Origin of the sequence: Alteromonas ulvae (assembly GCF_048987005.1) — a bacterium.
Lineage (GTDB): Bacteria > Pseudomonadota > Gammaproteobacteria > Enterobacterales > Alteromonadaceae > Alteromonas.
Genome location: NZ_CP185261.1, coordinates 4,196,801 through 4,217,834, shown reverse-complemented (window position 1 = coordinate 4,217,834; position 21,034 = coordinate 4,196,801). Strand labels below are relative to the sequence as shown.

General features: G+C 45.0%; 17 protein-coding genes and 1 pseudogene. 8 read left to right on the top strand and 10 right to left on the bottom strand.

Translation table 11 applies throughout. From position 1 onward, the window contains the following. Nucleotides 1-286 precede the first annotated feature (286 nt). The 3 genes from ACOJR9_RS18220 (at nucleotide 287) to ACOJR9_RS18210 (ending at nucleotide 5,840) form a co-directional block, all read left to right on the top strand. A complete protein-coding gene (locus tag ACOJR9_RS18220; RefSeq protein ID WP_420934289.1) occupies nucleotides 287-1,849 on the top strand; it encodes a phosphoenolpyruvate carboxykinase in 1,563 nt (520 codons plus the stop codon). Between the two features lie 237 nt (nucleotides 1,850-2,086). Further along, nucleotides 2,087-4,504: a TIM-barrel domain-containing protein gene (locus ACOJR9_RS18215; protein WP_420934288.1), complete on the top strand. Its 2,418-nt coding sequence runs from the start codon at nucleotides 2,087-2,089 to the stop codon at nucleotides 4,502-4,504. A 166-nt stretch (nucleotides 4,505-4,670) separates the two neighbouring features. Next, nucleotides 4,671-5,840 (top strand): MFS transporter, encoded by a 1,170-nt coding sequence (locus tag ACOJR9_RS18210; protein WP_420934287.1) that lies wholly within the window; start codon nucleotides 4,671-4,673, stop codon nucleotides 5,838-5,840. Nucleotides 5,841-5,858: 18 nt separating this feature from the next. Here the strand turns inward: ACOJR9_RS18210 and envZ are convergent, their stop codons facing one another. From envZ to ACOJR9_RS18185, 5 genes are all read right to left on the bottom strand, one after another. Next, the gene (envZ, locus tag ACOJR9_RS18205) at nucleotides 5,859-7,184 is read right to left on the bottom strand and encodes a two-component system sensor histidine kinase EnvZ (RefSeq protein WP_420934286.1); all 1,326 of its coding nucleotides are present in this window, start codon (nucleotides 7,182-7,184) and stop codon (nucleotides 5,859-5,861) included. Nucleotides 7,185-7,228: 44 nt separating this feature from the next. Further along, nucleotides 7,229-7,951, bottom strand: a complete 723-nt coding sequence (gene ompR, locus ACOJR9_RS18200) for a two-component system response regulator OmpR (RefSeq protein ID WP_420934285.1) — start codon at nucleotides 7,949-7,951, stop codon at nucleotides 7,229-7,231. Between the two features lie 253 nt (nucleotides 7,952-8,204). Beyond that, on the bottom strand, nucleotides 8,205-9,338 hold the full coding sequence (locus tag ACOJR9_RS18195; protein ID WP_420934284.1) for a DUF2855 family protein: 1,134 nt from the start codon (nucleotides 9,336-9,338) through the stop codon (nucleotides 8,205-8,207). Between the two features lie 110 nt (nucleotides 9,339-9,448). Beyond that, on the bottom strand, nucleotides 9,449-10,357 hold the full coding sequence (locus ACOJR9_RS18190) for a phosphoribulokinase (RefSeq protein WP_420934283.1): 909 nt from the start codon (nucleotides 10,355-10,357) through the stop codon (nucleotides 9,449-9,451). Between the two features lie 141 nt (nucleotides 10,358-10,498). Then, complete coding sequence (locus ACOJR9_RS18185; RefSeq protein ID WP_420934282.1) at nucleotides 10,499-10,630, bottom strand: hypothetical protein; 132 nt, start codon at nucleotides 10,628-10,630, stop codon at nucleotides 10,499-10,501. A gap of 207 nt (nucleotides 10,631-10,837) precedes the next feature. Between ACOJR9_RS18185 and ACOJR9_RS18180 the strand changes: the two genes are divergently transcribed. The 3 genes and pseudogenes from ACOJR9_RS18180 to ACOJR9_RS18170 form a co-directional block, all read left to right on the top strand. Next, nucleotides 10,838-11,080, top strand: coding sequence for a type II toxin-antitoxin system Phd/YefM family antitoxin (locus ACOJR9_RS18180; protein ID WP_420934281.1), 243 nt, complete (start codon nucleotides 10,838-10,840; stop codon nucleotides 11,078-11,080). A 7-nt stretch (nucleotides 11,081-11,087) separates the two neighbouring features. Next, the gene (locus tag ACOJR9_RS18175) at nucleotides 11,088-11,387 is read left to right on the top strand and encodes a type II toxin-antitoxin system RelE/ParE family toxin (RefSeq protein ID WP_420934280.1); all 300 of its coding nucleotides are present in this window, start codon (nucleotides 11,088-11,090) and stop codon (nucleotides 11,385-11,387) included. Next, nucleotides 11,272-11,553, top strand: a pseudogene (locus ACOJR9_RS18170) (Tn3 family transposase); the annotation flags it as partial. The gene ACOJR9_RS18175 and the pseudogene ACOJR9_RS18170, both read left to right, overlap by 116 nt. A 134-nt stretch (nucleotides 11,554-11,687) precedes the next feature. On the opposite strand, the gene ACOJR9_RS18165 reads toward ACOJR9_RS18170, so the two are convergent. After that, nucleotides 11,688-13,193, bottom strand: a complete 1,506-nt coding sequence (locus tag ACOJR9_RS18165; protein ID WP_420934279.1) for a methyl-accepting chemotaxis protein — start codon at nucleotides 13,191-13,193, stop codon at nucleotides 11,688-11,690. A 1,626-nt stretch (nucleotides 13,194-14,819) separates the two neighbouring features. Here ACOJR9_RS18165 and ACOJR9_RS18160 point away from each other — a divergent pair. Together ACOJR9_RS18160 and ACOJR9_RS18155 are read left to right on the top strand one after the other, a co-directional pair. Then, on the top strand, nucleotides 14,820-15,011 hold the full coding sequence (locus ACOJR9_RS18160; RefSeq protein ID WP_420934278.1) for a type II toxin-antitoxin system VapB family antitoxin: 192 nt from the start codon (nucleotides 14,820-14,822) through the stop codon (nucleotides 15,009-15,011). Nucleotides 15,012-15,014: 3 nt separating this feature from the next. Continuing rightward, nucleotides 15,015-15,392 (top strand): type II toxin-antitoxin system VapC family toxin, encoded by a 378-nt coding sequence (locus tag ACOJR9_RS18155; protein WP_420934277.1) that lies wholly within the window; start codon nucleotides 15,015-15,017, stop codon nucleotides 15,390-15,392. A gap of 147 nt (nucleotides 15,393-15,539) precedes the next feature. On the opposite strand, the gene ACOJR9_RS18150 is transcribed toward ACOJR9_RS18155, so the two are convergent. The 4 genes from ACOJR9_RS18150 to purH all read right to left on the bottom strand — a co-directional run bounded on the left by ACOJR9_RS18150 (nucleotide 15,540) and on the right by purH (nucleotide 20,964). After that, on the bottom strand, nucleotides 15,540-16,499 hold the full coding sequence (locus ACOJR9_RS18150; protein ID WP_420934276.1) for an ion transporter: 960 nt from the start codon (nucleotides 16,497-16,499) through the stop codon (nucleotides 15,540-15,542). Between the two features lie 240 nt (nucleotides 16,500-16,739). Next, nucleotides 16,740-18,029, bottom strand: a complete 1,290-nt coding sequence (gene purD / locus ACOJR9_RS18145; protein ID WP_420934275.1) for a phosphoribosylamine--glycine ligase — start codon at nucleotides 18,027-18,029, stop codon at nucleotides 16,740-16,742. Nucleotides 18,030-18,058: 29 nt separating this feature from the next. Beyond that, entirely contained in the window at nucleotides 18,059-18,871 is an 813-nt protein-coding gene (locus tag ACOJR9_RS18140) for a class I SAM-dependent methyltransferase (protein ID WP_420934274.1), read from the bottom strand. A 494-nt stretch (nucleotides 18,872-19,365) separates the two neighbouring features. After that, nucleotides 19,366-20,964 (bottom strand): bifunctional phosphoribosylaminoimidazolecarboxamide formyltransferase/IMP cyclohydrolase, encoded by a 1,599-nt coding sequence (gene purH / locus ACOJR9_RS18135; RefSeq protein WP_420934273.1) that lies wholly within the window; start codon nucleotides 20,962-20,964, stop codon nucleotides 19,366-19,368. Nucleotides 20,965-21,034 lie beyond the last annotated feature (70 nt).

The following is a 21,034-nucleotide window of genomic DNA, read 5'->3' as shown; positions in this document are numbered from 1 at the left end:
TCTTGCCCACCTATTCCCCTTAGTTGTAAATATCAATTTTTGCATGTTTTTTCAGCATCGTTTATTGGCGAAAATGAATATAAACAACGAATGCACGACGCATATTTGCCCTTTTTCAAGAGGGGAAACGCTTTCATGTAATAAAATTACATTATTTTTGAAAGTTTAGCCTGTTTTAGTCTTATCTCTATTTATAATTGCTCTCTATATACTTGTTTGCTTGCCGTTCTTTATGGTGTTACTTTTTTGAAAGGCAATTTGTAATATTACATAAAAGGTAACAACTATGACTGCTGCTGAATCAATTCAGACGGATTTGAAAGTAACACCGTTCACCAATCTCACCTCTGCCGAGCTTATTCAGCGTGCCCTTGAGCGCGGTGAAGGCATCTTAGATAAAAATGGCGCGCTTGTTGTTGAAACAGGTAAAAGAACAGGGCGCTCTCCTAACGATAGATTTATCGTAAAAGAACCATCAAGTGAGAATGACATCGACTGGGGTAAAGTGAATAAACCTTTCGATTCAGAGAAGTTTGATGCCTTATGGGAACGCGTTGATGCGTACTTATCGACTCAAGAGCACTTTTTGTCACACCTTCAAGTGGGTTCAGATCCCGAACATGCACTGCCTTTAGAAGTGCGTACCCAAACTGCATGGCAGCATGTGTTTGCGCGTAACCTGTTTATTAGACCTGAGCAGTGGAACACGAAAGATGAGCAGCCTTGGCAGATACTTAATGTACCTGGGTTTGAATGTGTTCCAGAGCGCGATGGCACTAACAGCGACGGCACGGTCATTATTAATTTCGCTAAAAAACGCGTACTTATAGCGGGTATGCGTTATGCCGGAGAAATGAAAAAGGCCATGTTTTCAGTACAAAACTTCTTGTTGCCTGCTAAAGATGTGCTGCCAATGCACTGCTCTGCAAACGTGGGTGAAGAAGGCGATGTGACCCTTTTCTTTGGCCTGTCAGGCACGGGAAAAACAACATTGTCTGCTGATCCAAAGCGCTTTTTAATTGGCGATGACGAACACGGCTGGGCACCGGGTAGCGTATTTAATATTGAAGGCGGTTGCTATGCAAAATGTATCGACCTATCTCAAAAGAATGAGCCTGTGATTTGGAACGCGATTAAGTTCGGCACCATTTTAGAAAATGTGGTGCTTGATGATACGCGTACACCTGATTACAAAGACACGTCGCTGACTCAAAACTCTCGTGCCGCTTATCCCCTTGAGCATATTGAAAAGCGCGTAGCAGAAAACAGAGGCGGTGAGCCCCGCTCGGTGGTGTTTTTAACCTGTGATGTAAGTGGTGTGTTACCGCCAGTGTCGGTGTTAAGCGAAGAGGCCGCGGCGTATCATTTTTTAAGTGGTTACACAGCAAAAGTGGGCTCTACAGAAATTGGCTCAACCAGCGATATAGAATCAACGTTTTCTACTTGCTTTGGTGCGCCGTTTTTCCCTCGTCCCGCAGGCGTTTACGCAGAGCTTTTAATTAAACGGGTAAAAGCCTTTGGCGCAAAAGTGTATTTAGTGAATACGGGGTGGACAGGTGGACCTTACGGCACCGGCAGTCGCTTTGATATTCCAACGACTCGCGCGGTGATCGACGCCATTGTTTCAGGTGAATTGGCCAACGTGGAAACCCAGCACATTGAAGGGTTAAACCTTGATGTACCTGTGGCGGTTCCGGGCGTAGACAGCAACCTATTGGTACCTAAAAACACTTGGGCAGATAAGGCTAGCTATGAAGCATTTGCGGCTAATCTTGTTAGCGATTTCCAGCAGAACTTTGAAAAGTATGACGTTAACGACGCTATCGTAAAAGCAGGCCCAGGAAACTAAATACGGACTTGCTTTATCAATAGCTTTTGTAAACTACCTTTGAAAGCCCATACTCTGTTGTGGGCTTTTTTTTAGCATTATGAATACGTATGTTTATTTTGTTCCCGCATTGGGCTGGGTATTATGATCACTATGAATTTACTGTGGCTATAACGCTACCTTTCGTACTCGCTTTGTAATTACATTAGCAGACGTTGTCGAGAGGCGAGTGCGTGTAGTCTATAAGGAAATGCGCTTATGTTACCTCGCTTGTCGACCCTATTTGTCCCTGCTCTTGTTACCGTTTCAACCTTTGCTAGCGTGCCTGCTTTTGCCCACGTTGAAGGTGTTACGTTAAAAGACAGCACCTTGATAGTTGACACCAATACCTATGATTTTTCGGTGTCTGCGGTGGCAGATAACAGCTTTGCTGTCACTCTACTCACGAACGAGAATGGCGAGGCATACGACAACCTACCCAGCATGGCCCTTGCCAATCAGGGCGCATTCTCACCTATCCTTGAAGAAACCAGCACTCAGGTGTCGTTAAGTATTGGTAAGAGCTCGGTGGTCATCGACAAAGACAGTCACGCCTTATCCTATTTCTATGATGGCGAGCTTCGAGTATCTGAGCGAAACGGTTTAACCGCCAGTGCTGAGAATGTGTCACTATCCTTTGTTCTTGACGACAACGAAATGCTGTATGGCGGCGGACAGCGGGTGCTGGGTATGGACCGTCGAGGACATACTATGCCGCTTTATAACAAAGCGCACTACGGGTATACCACGTCATCCAATCAAATGTATTTCGGCTTATCTGCGGTGATGTCATCGAAGCATTACAGCATATTGTTTGACAACTCAGCGTCGGGCGAGCTCGATATGGGAAATACCAATCCTGACGAGCTGCGCTTTTCTGCAAAGGGCGGTCGGGCAAGCTACATTGTGGTGCTCGGTGACAGTTTAAAAGATACAGCCACTTCAACCGTAGCCGTTACTGGCAAGCAGCCCCTTGTGCCCCGTTGGTTGTTTGGTAATTTCGCATCGCGCTTTGGCTACAAATCACAGCAAGAGGTGGCCGACGTTGTATCAGCATTTAACGACCAAGATATTCCTCTAGACGCAGTGGTGCTAGATCTCTACTGGTTTGGTAAAGATATTAAAGGTCACATGGGTAATTTGAACTGGGATAAAGAGGCCTTTCCACACCCTGAAAAGATGATTTCATCCCTAAAGCAGCAAGACATTAAAACGGTCTTGATCACCGAGCCTTTTATACTCACCTCCTCTTCACAGTGGGAAAGCGCGGTCGCTAACAACGCGCTAGCGCAACAAGATGATGGCAGCCCTTACACCTTCGACTTTTACTTTGGTAATACCGGGCTTGTCGATGTATTTAGCGAAGAGGGACAGCAGTGGTTTTGGCAGTATTATAAAAAATTAGCTGCGCAGGGTGTTGCTGGTTGGTGGGGGGATTTAGGCGAGCCAGAAGTGCATCCCGATGACGCTATTCATTTGTGGCATTCTAAACAAATAAAAGGACAGGAAAAGATAAAAGGACAGGTACTTCACAACGGATACGGACATCAATGGGCTAAAATGGTGTATAGCAACCTGCGTGAATTGCAGCCTGATACTCGCCCTTTTGTACTTATGCGCTCAGGCTTCTTGGGAAGTCAGCGTTTTGGAATGGTGCCCTGGACTGGAGATGTAAGCAGAAGTTGGGGAGGCCTTAAGCCCCAAGTGGAACTCGCCCTTCAAATGAGCGTATTTGGCTTGGCGTATACCCACTCTGATTTAGGTGGATTTGCCGGAGGCGAAGCGTTTGACCCTGAACTTTACACCCGTTGGCTGCAGTTTGGCGCGTTTTCACCTGTATTTCGCCCTCACGCCCAAGATGCTATTGCGCCTGAGCCCGTATTTCACGATGACCCCGTTAAATCCATAGCCCGTGAATTTATAAAATTGCGCTACGCCATGCTTCCCTATAACTATTCGTTGGCCTTCGAAAATGCCTTACACGGCACGCCCTTGATGCGCCCACTTGCCTTTGATTACAACCAGAAAACGTGGTTTGAGAATGCCCAAAGTTACCTGTGGGGCGATGCATTGTTAGTGTCTGTTGTTACTGAGCCTAACCAATCTAGCTGGGATGTTGCGCTACCTGAAGGTGTGTGGTTTGACTTCTTTTCCGATACCCGTTTTGAAGGTGGCAACGTTGTGCAATATCCGTTGCAAGACAACACTTTTCCGGTATGGGTGAAGGCAGGTAGTTTTATGCCCATGTCAGATGAGCTAGCGCGCACCGAAGACTACAACCCTGCTGTGCTTACCGTGCATTACTGGGCCGACAACTCGGTTTCTCACGCTTCCTACACCCTATATGAAGATGACGGAGTAAGCCCAGATTCCGTAAAAGCCGGTTTGTATACAGCAATGACATTTACGGCCGAGCATGCTGAGCAGCTTAGCTTACATATCGATAGTGCTGGAAGCTATGTGGGGATGCCTCAGCGACGTAAGCTTACTATGGTGGTGCACGGTCAATATACTCGTCCTAAGCAAGTACAGGTAGACGGCACGTCGAGTGATTTCACATGGGATGCAAAAGGGAAAACGCTTTCACTTGCAATTTCCTGCGATTATCAGCAGTCTGTAGAGATTAAAATCATGTAATCTAGCGTGCCGTTTTCACGCTTTTACGCATACACGTTTACGTGAGCACGGCTCTACACTTGTATACATACATTTGGTCTTCATACATTGGCTTTCATACACTAGCCTCACATTATGAAGGCCAAATAATGCGTTCTTGAGCCGTTCCACATACATTGGAGCACGAATGAGCCGCGCACCTGCCACCATCATTATTTTTTCTGGCTTCTTTTTAATTGGTAAATTGTTTCTGCTTTGGGGAATTTTGCTTCCGAACATTGCCGAAAACCTAAACATGACTGAATTAGTGAGCGGCGCGTTATTTTCGCTGTTCTCCGTTGGTATGATGTTTGGAGCTATGTTAGGCGGAAAGTATGCCAGTAGGTTTGAATACATGCCCTTATTGGCTAGTCTGTTCAGTATGAATACTCTGCTGCTTGTTTTGGTCTCCCTGTTATCCTCGTGGCAGTGGTTTCTTGTGTTGGCAATACTTATTGGTGTAGTGAGCTCTAGTATTTTGACCATCGGACATACGCTTATTGCCAGAATGTACGCTGAAAAGCGCTTTACCATGATGGGGCTTATGGACTTTATGTTTAGCCTTGGTACGTTAGCTGCGTCCTTTTTTGTTACCCTGTTGTACCTTGTGGATCACAACTGGCGTTTGCCCATTCAAGTGCTGGCAGGGGTAATGGCTATCCTGTCATGCTACATCTATATCACTGCCCGCTCACAAGCAAAAATAAGCGCTAATGCAGAAAAAACCGTGAAGAAAACCCTGACTTTCGGCATCATTATTAAGCAACCCGTGTTTATGTTTATGGCGCTTTTGGCCTTCGGATACGGTGCTGTCGAGTTTGGCAATGCAAATTGGTTTGTAAGCTATGCGCAAAAAGGCATCGGTTTTACCGGCGAACAGTCGCGAAATCTATTGGCTTGCTTTACCGCAGGAATGGTAATAAGCCGCCTCTTGTTTCCATTTTTACTGCGCTTCGTGTCAGTGCACCGACTCATAATAATGATGGCCACAGCCTCGCTCGTTGGTGTACTCGTACTAAAAATAATGCCGTCATTTTATGGGATAGGTGCAGGTAATTTATTACTTGGTTTAGGGCTAGGCGGATTATTTCCGTTAATGCTGTCTGCTGCAATGAATATTGATAGCGACAATGGCCCGGTTGTCTCTGGTATTGCTTTAATTGCAAATGCTATTGGTGTGCAGGTGGCATCATTCTCTGCCGGTCTATGGGCCAATTTTGCACCATTAACCACGGCGTTCTGGGTTATTCCAATAGCAGGTGGCGTGCTGTGGGTAGCATCCTATGGGTACAGCAGAATGTTAAAGCAGCGGAAGTAGCAACGCTTTGCCGTGGGTTTAACTTTTTACTGAAGAGTAAGGCAGCGAGAATTCAGCCACTAAGCCTTGCTGTGGGTGATTACGCAAACTCACTTCGCCATTATGCGCTTCGACAATACGACGAATTATAGCAAGTCCTAGGCCGGAACCAGAGGAGTTTCGTGCCTTATCACCTTGAGCAAACGCCATAAACACATTGTCTAGTTCGCTTTGAGGAATGCCAGGGCCGAAATCACGCACTTTGCAGTACACACGTTTGTCGTGTCGATTATAAAAGCTGCTTATAGCAATATCATCAGAGCCATATTTAAACGCGTTTTCAATGAGGTTATCTATCACCCGCTTCATGGCAATACGCCGAAGAGGAAGTGCTGGAATGGGATTGAGCTTTAACTCTATATGGTGCTTATCGTCTAAATGCCTAGCCTGCACTAAGTCTGCGATAATGGAATTTAAGTCGGTTTCTTGCGTAACCTCTTCTGCGTCGTAGCGGGCGTAGTCGATAAACTGGTCGATAATGGCATTCATATCCTCTATATCATTCACTATCCCGTCTTTTATCCAGTCTTGATCTTCTGGCAGCATTTCTGAGGCCAAGCGAATGCGGGTTAATGGCGTTCGTAAGTCGTGAGATATACCGGCTGTCATTACGTTTCGGTCGGTTTCGAGCTGCTTTATGCCTTGATTCATGCGGTTAAATGCCCGCGTTACCTGGATCATTTCAGTGCTGCCCTGCTCGCGAAGCGGAACGGGGTGCTCCCCTTTGCCTACCGCAATCGCTGCTTTTTGTAATGCTGATAATGGCCTAGTCATGCGTCTTACAAACAGCCAGCCTCCAGCGACGCTGAGAATGCCAATTACCATGAGATACATAGTGAGCGGTGAGATATTCGCTTCGTTGAGCCCAGAAATTGGAATGGATATCCATGTGTCGGGGTAGCGATTGAGTGAGATCCATACGGTATAAGGCGCATTCTCATCATAAACTTGGGATTCGGTACTAATGCGAACATCGGCAAGCTGATTAATGTTTTCGCTGACTTGAGAGGACATGAAGCCGTAATACACCGCCGTTTCCAATCCGTTTTGTCGCGCCACACTTTCATCAAGTATGCGAACCTGTGTTTCATTGAAATAGGCCGTTCGACTTTCCTGATTACTTACGAGTAAGTCGTTGGCCAATACTGATTTTACCTGCGTGGCGAGCAAGCTGTTGATTTGTTGATAACTAGGCTGAATAAAATAGTAAGTAACGGAAATATACGACACAATTTGGTTGATAAGCAGCAATACGCCTATCAGCATAACGGTTTGTCCGAAGGCACTTTTAGGGGTTAGGCGCACGTGAGATTCATCTGCGCAGATAGTTGCTGCTGAGGCGCCATGGCTTATACTTGTTCGCCATCGGGCACAAAGACATAACCGAGACCCCATACAGTTTGAATATATCTCGGGTTTGCTGGGTCTTCTTCTAACATTCTGCGTAAGCGAGACACCTGTACATCAATGCTGCGCTCTAATGCGCTGTAGTCGCGACCGCGGGCTAGGTTCATAAGTTTGTCACGAGACAGCGGCTCTCTTGGGTGAGTCACTAACGATTTAAGTACTGCGAATTCGCCGCTGGTCAGGGTTAGCGGCGTATTACCTGCTGTCATTTCTCGTGTGGCTAAATTAAGCGTGTAATTACCAAATTCAATTATTTGAACTTCTTTTGAAGGTGCACCCGGTGCTTCACTACTGCGCCTGCGTAAAACCGCTTTAGCTCGCGCCAGCAACTCTCTAGGATTAAACGGCTTTGGAAGATAGTCATCAGCACCCATTTCAAGGCCTATAATGCGATCTACTTCGTCACCTTTCGCGGTTAACATAATAATAGGCATGTCATTTCCGGTTTGGCGTAAGCGGCGACAAATTGAAAGTCCGTCTTCGCCAGGCAACATCAAATCTAGCACCATAAGGTGAAAATTTTCCCGTTCTAATAGTCTGTCCATCTGCTCTGCATTAGCGGCGCTTCTAACCTGATACCCTTGCTCTAACAAATAGCGCTCAAGCAGACTGCGAAGACGCATGTCATCATCAACAACGAGAATTTTTGAGGTTTCCTGACCCATAACCATACCCTTGAAAATACGTGTTATTCACTATAACCACATGGCGAGAAATACAAAAGCGAGAAAATGTAAAATGAAGGGGAGGTTTGTTACAAATAGTGTCTATGAGGGGCGTGCTGATCGCTGTTGTGCAAAATTCAGTCGGTATGCCTTAGCAAATAAGGCTCTATGTCAGACATCTAATAATGTAGCAAAAAAAGCAGCAAACGACAGGTTGCTGCCTTAAAGGTAGATATCTAGCAAAGAACTTACGCTATTTAAACGAGACTACGTTCAACGCTTTAGTATCGGCGTTGCCGCTAAGTGTCTCTTTATAAAGCGCAATAATGTCATCTGTTCCTTTATGGCTCTGCTCAAAAAAGGTGTTGTCCACTTTGCTGGCAAAGCCTTGCCATGCTGTAGCATATTTTTTCAAAAAGACGTCGTGTCCCCACTCTTTTTGGCGCAGTTTTACACGCGAGGGAGCAAAAAATATCTCAGCATCTAGTAGTTTTGGATTAGGCTTTTCTTGGGCTTCCCAGTCGGTAGCGCCAATAAGCGATACCTTACTCAACTTATCGCCTATAGCCTGAGTAATATTGTTAATCAAGGTGCCGTTGGCAGCAAAATCTAGCAACCAGAAGGTGTCATTTTTATCCAGCTTATCTAGCTCGCTGTAGCTTATAACATCGTCATAGCAGCCGGTGGCTTTCACCATGTTTACATTCGCTGGTGAAGTAAGCCCTATCACTTTGTAGCTTGCACCTCTTTGTGTTTTTTGGTCTTTTAATAGCTGTGCGGTACCCAGTGCTGTTTTGCTTGATGCACTTGAAAGTAATAACGACTCGCCCTTTGAAAGCTCTGCCACGTAATCGTCCAATACAAAAGAGGTCATATACAGAGGGCGAAAGTTAAGCTGCCACGCTTCACGATTAGCATCGTAACCAGGGTCGGCGCTACAGCGAAGGTATTGGTCGTAAACCGGGCTAATACTTTTGCGGTTCTCATGAAGATCAGAGAAGCCATGAGCTGCTACTTTGCCTGCTTTAATTACCCAGTGACTGGCCATTGGCAAATAGCCAAATACCTTTTCACCCTTTTGAATATCTGGGTGGCGAGACACTTTTACCGTAGCAAAACCCCACACGGGAACGATGCCGTAACCTTCTTCAGCGGGAAAGAACCCCCAGTAGCCCATTTTAAACCCCAGCGCAGCGTAGGTGATGTTATTCGCCGAAAAGCCAAAGCTGTCGGTTTCTAGAATGAGCTCGCCTTCGCTGAGATGCTCGCTATCAAGCTGCACATCCACCACTTTGGTTTCATTAAGGTTATTTTGGTTTAACCATATTTGGGTTGAAGTAACGGGGGAACTTGATTCTTGTGCAAATGACGACGTAGACAGGGCCATGGTGATATCCTTAATAAAATCTTATACCACCACCATGGCGTAAATGAGTGAGTATTGCGACTAGTTGTTGTTAATATATTGTTATAGGAAATGGATATAGACGGGGCTTTTTACTCTTCGTCTGAATTCAACCAATCCATTTGGTGCCCTGCGCGGCGCTTTTTATTTAAAATGTCCTCAAGCAGCGGAGATAAAATAAGCTCCATGGCTAATCCCATTTTTCCGCCAGGTACCACCAGAGTGTTGATACGGGACATAAACGCGCCGTCAATCATCTTAAGAAGGTAAGGATAATCCACATTTTTCATTTCACGGCGAAACCGCACCACGACAAAACTTTCGTCTTGGGTGGGTATTTCACGGGCGCTAAATGGGTTTGATGTATCTACCGTAGGCACTCGCTGGAAATTAACATGGGTACGGGAAAATTGAGGGGTAATATAGTGAAAGTAATCGTCTAACCCACGCACAATGCTGCTCATTACCGCTTCTCGAGAATGGCCTCTGTCTGTGGTGTCGCGAACGATTTTTTGGATCCACTCTAAATTTACAATAGGCACCATGCCTACGAGTAAATCCACGTGCTTTGCTACATCGTTTTCATCGGTTTTTACACCGCCGTGAAGCCCTTCGTAAAACAGCAAATCGGTATTTTTCGGTAAGTCTTGCCAGGGGGTAAAGGTGCCGGGCATTTGATTAAACGGAACCGCTTCATCAAAGGTGTGCAGGTATTGTCTGAATTGTCCGGTGCCCGAACTGCCATATTCTCTGAACACAGATTCCAACAGTTCAAAGTCATTCGCTTTGGGGCCAAAGTAGCTAATGTGCCGACCTTGTTCCTGTGCCTTGCGAATTTCTACTTCCATTTCAGGCCGTGTGAAGCGATGAAAGCTGTCACCACCCACCACGGCCGCATTCACATTGAGGTTTCTAAAAATGTGACGTATGGCGTTCGTGGTTGTGGTTGTACCCGCACCTGATGAACCTGTTATAGCAATAATAGGGTGTTTGACAGACATAGGACTTCTTGTTGGAAATGACAGTGCCTAGTTATAAGCTGATGTGGATGAAGAATCAAGGGTACTACGGGATAGCACTTTGACATTTTAACGCGATTAACGCAACTAAGCACACTGTCGATTTACGACACATTACTGCTGTTAGGTGCGGTAGTGCTTACCGTTGTGATGGTGTTGCAGTAAGCGAATGATAAGGTGGGCTTCTTCTTCGTCTGAATCAAATAAACATCGTACGCGTTCAATGTGATGTATGTCATCTTCACTGATAATCATAATGTGCGATGTTCAGGATCATATTGATTCACAGGCATGCCTACTCTCTCATTGAAAGATTTATAAAAACCAATTGGCAGCTTTGTTGCGAATTTGCCTTAAATACTTTGTATTTTATCTTCCTCATTAATCGCACGATTTAATTATATTGCACATTCTGTGCGATAGGCTACAATGTTATTTCACTGCCAAACTTGGAGGTTAACCATGCACACATTAACAGCAAATGATGCCAAACGTAATTTCGGTGAGCTGCTGCTGAACGCTCAACGTGAGCCGGTCAAAATTAGTAAAAACAACAAAGATGCCGTTGTTGTGATGTCGATTAGAGACTATGAAGAACTTGAAGCTATGAAAGCCGATTACATCAAACATTGCTTTGAATCCGCAAAAGCAGACTTAGCCCAAGGCAATGTGGTTGACGGTGAAAACTTCCTAAACGCGTTGTAAATAAAGTATGCACAGCAGTAAATATCAACTCAGCCAAATAGCACAGACTCATTTACACAAAATCAAACATTATACCGTTACAAACTTTTCCGAGAGGCAGTGGAACGCATACAAAGACACGCTTCTCACTGGATTTCAGATGCTCGCTGACAACCCTTCAGTAGGCAGAAGCTGCAACGATTTATATGAAAATGGATTTTATTTCCCGATTGGTAAGCACACCGCTTACTTTATCAAGGAAGGCGGCTTTATTCTGGTCGTTGCAATCCTTGGACAATCGCAATTACCACAAAATCATCTACGATAATTTTCACACCCTAGTATTTAGAGTTAGGATGGCAGTATTGGCACTCCCTATTTTCCGCCATTATCACATCCAAGAAGACGTCCCACACGCCAGTAACGATGGGCAAAAATTTGAAACTCACCTTGAGACTGTTAAAACTCGCTATTCCTCGAAATATTTCGGCACCATCGTAATGGCTGGTACTCAGAAAACTACACAATGGGCCTTGCGACCGCTTTAGAATTTATGCGGCGGCTGTGAACGCAGAGCAGCCTGTCAAAGCCCAATTCACAACCATCTGCAATTCGTTCATAGCGGTCATCAATCAGATTTAGCCGTTAAAAATTGCGATAAATCCGCCGCTAACGCTGCAATTGATTTTCTAAGACCACGTATACTTTTGCTCGTATTTTTTACTGAATCTCGCTGTGTCATTGACATTGCCTCTATTGAAGAAGTCGAATCAATGATGTCTTTTGTTGCGGCTTTTTGCTGCAAAGTGGCACTGGATACTTCGTTAATGTTATCTGCCAAATCCAGTATGGCTTGATTGATTTCATTGATTAGCTTAGTTGATTCTTCTGTGCGCTTATTTGACCTGCTTGCTTTGCGGATACATGAGCTCATTCTCTCTACCGCACTGTTGGATACCGATATCAGCTTATTCGACAGTGCCGTGATGGAATCCGCATTTGCGGCTGTCTTCTGTGACAGGTTTCTCACTTCGTCTGCAACGACAGAAAAGCCACGACCGTGCTCGCCTGCCCGTGCTGATTCGATAGCCGCATTGAGGGCCAAGAGATTAGTTTGATCAGCAATTGCCTTTATTGCATTCATAACGGATTCGATCTCGCCGCATTTTTCAGCCAGCATGGTTAAGTCACCGCTTAGCTCATCAAGCACATCTGCTAAATCGTCGACTTCTTCACTGCTATCGTTTATGCGCTCTACTGCCTCCGACAATTTGATGGTGACATGCCCAGCTCTGCTGTTTGAGGCCTCAACTTGTTCGCTTAAGCTGTCTGTAGAATTCTTGAATTGGCTGAGCGTTGTCTTAATCTGTTTTATTTCATCGAGGTTAGTATCAACGCTGTCATCTAGGGTTTCTGCTTCCTCATTCGTTTTTGACGAAAGCCTATCGAGTACAATGCTAGCGTCTTTTGCCTTTTCAATTGATCGCGTTAAGGCGCCCATTAACTCCACAAATGCAGATATCTTGGTATTGTTGTTGTGTGGAACATCTACAGTCAAATCAATAATTCGTTCGTCCTTCAGGACCCTTTCTATCGCATCTTCAATGACAAACGCTGATACTGCCTCGTCATGCGCGGATCGCGACAGAGCGATGAGAACAACTCCTTCAGCTACTGCAAATGCAGCATGTATCAACAGTATATAGAAGCTTAACTTTCCGTCTTCGTAGGCGTAGAAGGGCATATCCTGTGATTGCAAAATGAAGAAGCCAATATGGTGTACGGCGACTACACCAACCGACAATGCGATAGTCACCCAGTCCCGATAAAATGATAAAAAGGCGAGAACAACGAATATCTCAAAGTGAAGCTCTGTCATTCCGAAAGACAACTGAATGTGCAAGATGGTCAATAACTGGACGCCAATACCCATTGCATAGCGGGTAATTTTGCCACTCGGATCTTTCAAGCTTGTTATGATTGGGAAGCTGGCGATGAGCAAAGTAATGATAGTGCTGAGTATTAGTTGGTCGGTAAAGAAACCAATTGCAAGTGAAATGATGCTTTGTACCGCTATGATATAGCGAAATACATTAGTGGCGTTGGCCTGCCATGGGTATGCGATATCTTTCAAAGCTATATCTCATCATTGACAAATTATCTTATACAATAGGATGTTTGGGCGTTTAAGATCACTTTTATTTTCCTTACCTGCTTTATGAACGCCTAAGTTTATAACTTGGCAATTTAAATAAGGTTTTCTCAAGTATTTACTCTTTGAGATCTTTAGTGAATAGTTCATATGTGGAAAGTACGAAGACAATAAAGGGACACATCATCGCTGCACTTCATACATCAATACACAAAAAGGCAACCAACATAAAAGAGTCACTCTCCAGCCTGCTCAGAAAGGTGATAAGCAACAGATATACTCTCCTCACGCCTCTCTTTTTCTATATTTATGGGATGTTCATAGACCCTCTGATAGTTAGGTGTGACTGGGTGTATCTACAAAGTGTTTGGGACAGGTGGCAAAGTTTTAACGTTGGTGTTTTAGCGTTAATATCAAGTGTATTGGTTTCCAAGGCTACTAAGTACCATTCTGAGCAAGTTCGAGAGCGTCAGTTAAAGCTGCTAGAGCCATGCTACCTGACGCACTTTCAGAACTCGCAGCGTACTTGAAATCAGCATCGCAGTCCTTAGACAAATTATGGGGCGACTATGAATAAGCTTCGCTGCCTAGTGACAGCGACTTTGAAATTCCATACCCTCGGTTACCAGTTAAAGCCTGTGAGACACTCAAAGAATGTATTAGTAATGCCAATCAGGACGCCTGCGATTACCTAGCTAGAATATTATCCAACCTTCAAGTATTTGACGCACGTTTATCGGGTATGTGTGAGGACTGTAAAGGTCAGTACCGTGTATCTCCATCAGCTAACAACGTAAGAGCTGCAATGATATTAGCGGCTAAAATTCATGCTTTATTGGGAACATTTTCGAGTTTTCGAAGGGAAGAAAAGAGTTTAGTGCCTTAGAGTTGGAGTTACATCACTATATTACTGCCTATGCACTACTCAATTTAGAGGTTGGGATGGGGTTGGACAAATATACAGATTTAACTTCGATGACGGTGAATAGCATAAACTTGACAGAAGGTGTATTCAGTTTGTAGAGCAGCCCTATATAAAGGGACTGGACGCGCTTACACGTGCCGCTGCTTGTGTCCGTTCCTTGTCATTTAGGGCCTGTGATTATGTGGGGGCCGGGTCATACGTAAAACAGACTCATTACCTTCCCTATGAAAAGGTAGAATATGGCTTTTCTGCGGGAACGAGTGCTACTATGAAATTATTCGTAAGAAGCTGATAGACATCTTTAGAAGCGAGAAAATTTATCAAGTTAGCAATTGAACCAAGCACTCTTTACCAAGTTAATTCAGAGATAAAAAGTTATGAACAAGGTTATTTTGAAATATCAGAAAATGCCTAACAAAACGCTGCTAGCAATCCTTTCGGTCGCTGGACGCAATCGTGAGGCTGCAAGGGCCAGCTAATAGCTTGTTCGGTTCCGCTTGGTTGCACATTTTAGCAAGCTATTACCACTACCAGAGAGTTGATAGAGCACATATTTCCAGCAGCAGTTGTTGATGATATGTCTGAAACGAGCAACAAGAAGAAATGATAAAAAGACTCTTCACTCGCTTAACACATATTATGATACACTCGTACATCATTAATGATGCTTGATAGGTATTGGTATGAGAACAACAATTAGTATTGAAGATGAACTCTTTGAACAGGCCGCTGAGTTTTGCCCGCCGAATAGCGACAAAGCAAGTGTCATCAGAGAAGCGATGCAAACTTTTGTGAGGTTGCAGGCGGCAAAGCGGCTAGCGACCTTGGGAGGGGCAACTCGAGATATGAAAGATATACCCAGAAGAAGGGACTGAATCGTGGTGTTGGTTGATAGCTCAGTGTGGGTAGCTCATTTTAAAAATTCCAATGAAGCATTAGTAGGCTTATTGAAAACAGATGAGGTGTGCTGTCATCCTTTGATAATAGCTGAACTAGCCTGTGGAACGCCTCCACAACCAAGAGATAAAACGTTAAAAGATTTATCGCTTTTAAAAACAACTACAATTGCAACCATGAGCGAAATATTAACCTTTATTGAAAAGCGAAAGCTCTATGGTAAAGGTTGCGGATATGTTGATATTGCCTTGCTGACGTCAACTTTGTTATCAAAAGAAACCCAACTCTGGACATTTGATAAACGTCTCTTTGCACTTGCCTCACAACTCGATGTTGACTACCGACACACAAAAATTTGACAGGCCGCTTCTTGTCTCAAGATGCCTTTCAGGTGGTACCTAAACCAACCAATGAAAGTGTCAAATCAGATATGAGCCACTGCGTCTAAAGCCATTTATTGCTGTCTAATGAATGAGTCAATCAATTAGTTAATAGCTCAGTGCCTTTCATTCGTCTCTCGCTTTACCGTTGTGATGGTGTTGCAGTAAGCGAATGATTAGGTGGGCTTCTTCTTCGTCTAAATCAAGTAAACTTCGTACCCGTTCAATATGATGAGCGTCATGTTCACTGAGCACACCGTCATCTAGTGCGGTGCGAACGGTATCCTTAAATCGGTCTCGTTTAAGCTGCATTTTTCCTGTGTAGCTTGAAGATAAAATTCCCGCCGGTAATGCATAAAAGCAAATTCCCATTATGGTAATAAAGCCGCCAAAGAGTTTACCGAGTGACGTGATGGGTACCGCATCTCCATAGCCCACTGTGGTTAAAGTCACTACTGCCCACCACAGCGAGGCAGGAATGCTGCTAAACACCTCGGGCTGGGCATGGTGTTCGATGTAATAAATACAGGTGGCGGCAATCACCGTAAACAGCATTAATACACTCAGTGCGGCGAAAAGAGAATGGGCCTCGCTGCGCACCACATCGACGAGGGTTTGGATAGAGCGAGAGTAGCGCCCTATTTTTAAAATTCGTAGCACTCTGAAAATACGTAAAATACGCAAATCGAACACCAAGAACATACTCAGGAAAAACGGCAGTATGGCCATTAAGTCTATAATAGCCATAGGGCTTTTAATATAATGCCAGCGCTTTTGCCAAGGGGATATAGCTTTAGAAGAGACTGCCGTTGCAGAATCCTTGCTACTTATGTTTGGGTCAGATGCACTGCTGTAAACACGCAATACGTACTCTATGGCGAATAAAACCACCGAAATAAGTTCAATAGTGTGAAGTTTAACTAACCAGGCTTGGGATACATCAGGAACTGTTTCGAGCATCATTGCAGCAATGTTAACTGTAATGATAATAACTAAGCAGACATCAAAAAAACGGCTCGCCCTTTTAAAATGAGTGACTTCAGAGGCGGGCGCAAGTATGTGATAGCAGGCTTGTTGCAATGTCATTATCAGTTAACTTAGTGAATGCTACATCATTAATGTAGCAACTTAATACCCGTTCGCATAGATAATTACCCCTCAGCGAGACTTAAAATATTCGTAATCGCGGCGTGTTACCGCAGGACACCAGATGATTGAAACTCATAAAGAAAAAGCGAATTAGTCAGCACTAATTCGCTTTTGTTTACTGAATATAGAGTTTAAGAAAGTTTTGCTTCATTAAACGCCCTAAACTCGACGTTAAAGCTAGGCTTTCGCCTCTCTCGCTATGGCTCGGTGAGCAATATCGGTGCGGTAGTAAACGCCTTTAAATTGTATAGTATTAAGTAGGTCGTATGCCTTTTGTTGTGCTTCAGTTACGCTATTTCCAAGCGCTGTGGCACACAGTACACGTCCGCCAGCGGTAACGACTTTGCCGTCGCTAAGCGCCGTACCAGCATGAAACACCTTACCTTCTAATTTAGCTGCTTCTTCAAAACCGGTTATTTCATCGCCCTTGTCATAGCTACCAGGGTAGCCGCCAGCTGCCAGCACAACACCTACTGATGCACGAGAGTCGAAGTCGATGGTTTGTCCATCAAGTTCGCCCTTGCAGGCTGCAATACACAGTGGAACAAGGTCAGACTGTAAACGAAGCATAATAGGCTGAGTTTCTGGATCGCCAAAGCGACAGTTGTACTCGATAACCTTAGGCGTACCGTCAGCCATGATCATAAGGCCAGCATAAAGGAAACCCACATAGTCGTTACCTTCTGCAGCCATGCCTTCAACCGTAGGCATGATCACTTCTTTCATAACACGGTCGTGAATAGCTTGGGTAACTACCGGCGCTGGAGAGTATGCACCCATTCCGCCTGTATTTGGCCCTTTATCGCCATCAGCCGCTCGCTTGTGGTCTTGGCTAGTGGCAAACGGCAGTACGTTTTTGCCATCTACCATGACAATAAACGACGCTTCTTCGCCATCTAAAAATTCTTCAATGACCACTCTGCTGCCTGCGTCGCCAAATGCATTACCCGCTAACATATCGCGAATAGCGGCTTCTGCCTCATCCAAGGTCATCGCAACAATCACGCCTTTACCTGCCGCTAGGCCATCGGCTTTAACAACAATGGGAGCGCCTTTTTCGCGAACGTAGTCGATAGCAGGCTCAATATCAGTAAAGTTCTGATATTCGGCAGTGGGAATGTGGTGGCGCGCTAAAAAGTCTTTAGTAAATGCCTTAGACCCTTCAAGTTGCGCGGCCGCCTTTGTAGGACCAAAAATCATTAGCCCTTCGTTAGTAAATGTATCAACAACACCTGCAACGAGCGGCGCTTCTGGGCCAACAATGGTAAGTTCAATATCATTACCCTTCGCAAAAGAGACTAAACCTGCGATGTCATTCACATCAATAGGTACATTCTCAAGCTTAGGCTCTGTTGCTGTGCCTGCGTTACCAGGGGCGACAAACACTGTTGAAACTTCAGAAGACTGAGCTGCTTTAAAAGCGAGCGCATGTTCGCGACCACCGCCGCCAATTACGAGTACGTTCATTCACTATTCCGTTTTAACTTCAGGTTTTATTAATTAGGCTTTTTAAATTTAAGTGTCATGCGATTACTCTCACCGATGGCAAGGTATTTATCGCTATCTTGATCTTTTAGCGCCAAACTTGGAGGCAGCGTCCATACCCCTTTAGGGTGATCGGCATTATCCAAAGCGTTAGCATTAATTTCGCTACTTGCTTCAAGCATGAACCCCGCTTTTTCAGCGGCCGCCACAACATATGAGCGCTTCATATAGCCACTAGACGTCATCACTGAATCGTCAGCGCTTTCTGGTAATTCATGTTCTACCACACCAAGTACTCCGCCGGGCTTCAGTGCTTTAAAGAAGGCACCAAATGCATTGTCGATACCCGTATCACCTTCTCGCATGTACCAGTTGTGTACGTTACGGAAGGTAAGCACCATGTCAGCACTTCCAGCTTCAATAATATCAAGGGCTTTAGTTGGATGGAATGCTGTAACCGCAGCACCCTCATACTTTCCACCGGCTTGGGTTTTTTCTTTAAAAGCGGCTAGGGCTTTTTTGTAATAATCGCTGGTCGATTCATCAACGTAGAAATGTGCAGCAACATATTTACCGCTGTCTTTTACAACGGGATACAAAATGTCAGTATACCAACCGCCACCTGGAGAAATTTCGACTACCGTCGTTTCCGGTTTCAGGCCAAAAAAGCGAAGAGTTTGTTGCGGTTTGCGGTATTCATCTCTGGCTTTAGCTTCTGAGGTACGAAGCTCACTTTTTACGGCGTCTGAAATGGCATCTGCAGAGACATAACAGGCGGACATGCCAAGCGTGGTGGCTAACACTAGTTGGGCTAACTTTTTCATTTTTGTTTCCTTTTCTGTCGAGGGTATTTTTGTCAAAGCACTCTAGGTCAATACGCCCTAGAAAATGGTGCTCTTTGTAACACTATTCTTGATAACAACAGTATTAGTATTAACACTATTACTACAAGGTACCACAAGTCAGATCAAGACTATCAGCTAAGTGTGACACGCATCCGACACCCAACAGAATAATTCGCAACTCTATCGCTTTCACTTTCGACCACCAGCCCATGCCGCTGGCACATGTTACTGCCGTAAATAGGATTACTAACAAAGTGATAAACCGGCTGATAAACAAGGCGTAACACAAGGTCGTTAACCCGTATACTTATTCATTGATGAATAGACTGGCGGTGAGCAAGTCACAGTGTGGCTCCACTGCAACAAGGGTGCTGCAGTGGAGCTCAACTGGGGTCTATATCTATTCATGCGCAAAAAGCGCACGTGTTTTAGTAAGTGCGAGCCTTTCAATAAACGCCCACCTTTAAAAAGGCCTAGTGGCGGAAGTGGCGCATGCCTGTGAACACCATCGCAATTCCGTGTTCGTTAGCGGCGTCAATCACTTCTTGGTCGCGCATCGAGCCGCCGGGTTGGATTACGGCTTTAATACCGGCTTCTGCTGCAGCGTCTATACCATCTCTAAATGGAAAGAAGGCGTCTGAAGCCATTACTGAACCGGCTACTTCAAGGTTTTCATCAGCCGCTTTAATGCCCGCAATTTTTGCAGAGTATACGCGGCTCATTTGTCCTGCGCCCACCCCAATAGTCATACCATCTTTGCAATACACAATGGCATTGGACTTCACGTATTTGGCTACTTTCCAGCAGAACATAAGGTCGCGAAGCTGCTCTTCAGATGGCTTGATTTTAGTCACAACTTCTAAGTCTTCTTTATCGACCATGCCGAAGTCGCGTTCTTGAACTAGCAGGCCGCCATTCACGCGTTTAAAGTCGTAACCTTCGGTTAACTGGCCAGCCCACTCGCCACACACTAGAAGGCGTACATTCTTCTTCGCACTGACTACTGCTTTCGCTTCGTCGCTCACCGTGGGTGCAATAATCACTTCAACGAATTGACGGTCGACAATAGCTTGTGCCGTTTTTGCATCGAGTTCGCGGTTAAACGCGATAATGCCGCCAAATGCTGATGTCGGGTCGGTTTTAAACGCGCGATCATAAGCACTTAGAATGTCTTCGCCGATAGCGACGCCACACGGGTTGGCGTGCTTGACAATAACGCACGCTGGTTCGTCGAATTCTTTAACGCACTCTAGCGCAGAATCGGTATCGGCAATGTTGTTAAACGATAGCTCTTTACCCTGAAGCTGTTCAGCGGTGGCAACAGAGGCTTCTTGGATCGTATTTTCAACGTAAAAGGCGGCATTTTGATGACTGTTTTCACCATAGCGCAGGTCTTGCTTTTTGCTCATTTGAACGTTGAAAGTGCGTGGGAATTCACTGTGCTGGTGGTCGCAGTCTTCTTCGCACTCTGTACTATCTAAGCGAGCACCAAAGTAGTTAGCAATCATGCCATCGTACTCAGCAGTGTGTTCAAATGCTTTAATGGCTAAGTCAAAACGGGTTTTGTAATTCAACGAGCCGCTGTTGGCGTTCATTTCTGCTAGTACACTGCCGTAATCTGCTGCATTGACCACAATAGTCACGTCTTTGTGGTTTTTCGCTGCTGCACGCACCATTGTCGGTCCACCGATATCGATATTTTCGATAGCGTCTTCTAATGTGCAATCATCGTTGGCAACAGTAGCCGCAAACGGATATAAGTTTACGACCACCAAATCGATAGGTGCAATATTGTTTTCTTGCATAACCGCTTCATCAATACCGCGACGGGCTAATATGCCGCCATGGATTTTAGGGTGAAGGGTTTTAACACGGCCAGCCATAATTTCAGGGTGACCTGTATGATCAGACACTTCCGTTACAGGCAGGCCTGCATCAGCGATAAGTTTCGCAGTTCCGCCTGTTGATAAAAGCTCAACGCCCGCATTGTGCAGCGCTGTCGCGAAATCGACGATACCTGTTTTGTCAGAGACACTTAAAAGAGCACGTTTGATTGGTTTTGGTGTTTGCATAAATGTAGTAGCTTCAAAGTTGTAGTGTTGAAACAAAAAGAGCACCGATTGGTGCTCTTTGCTGGGCAGC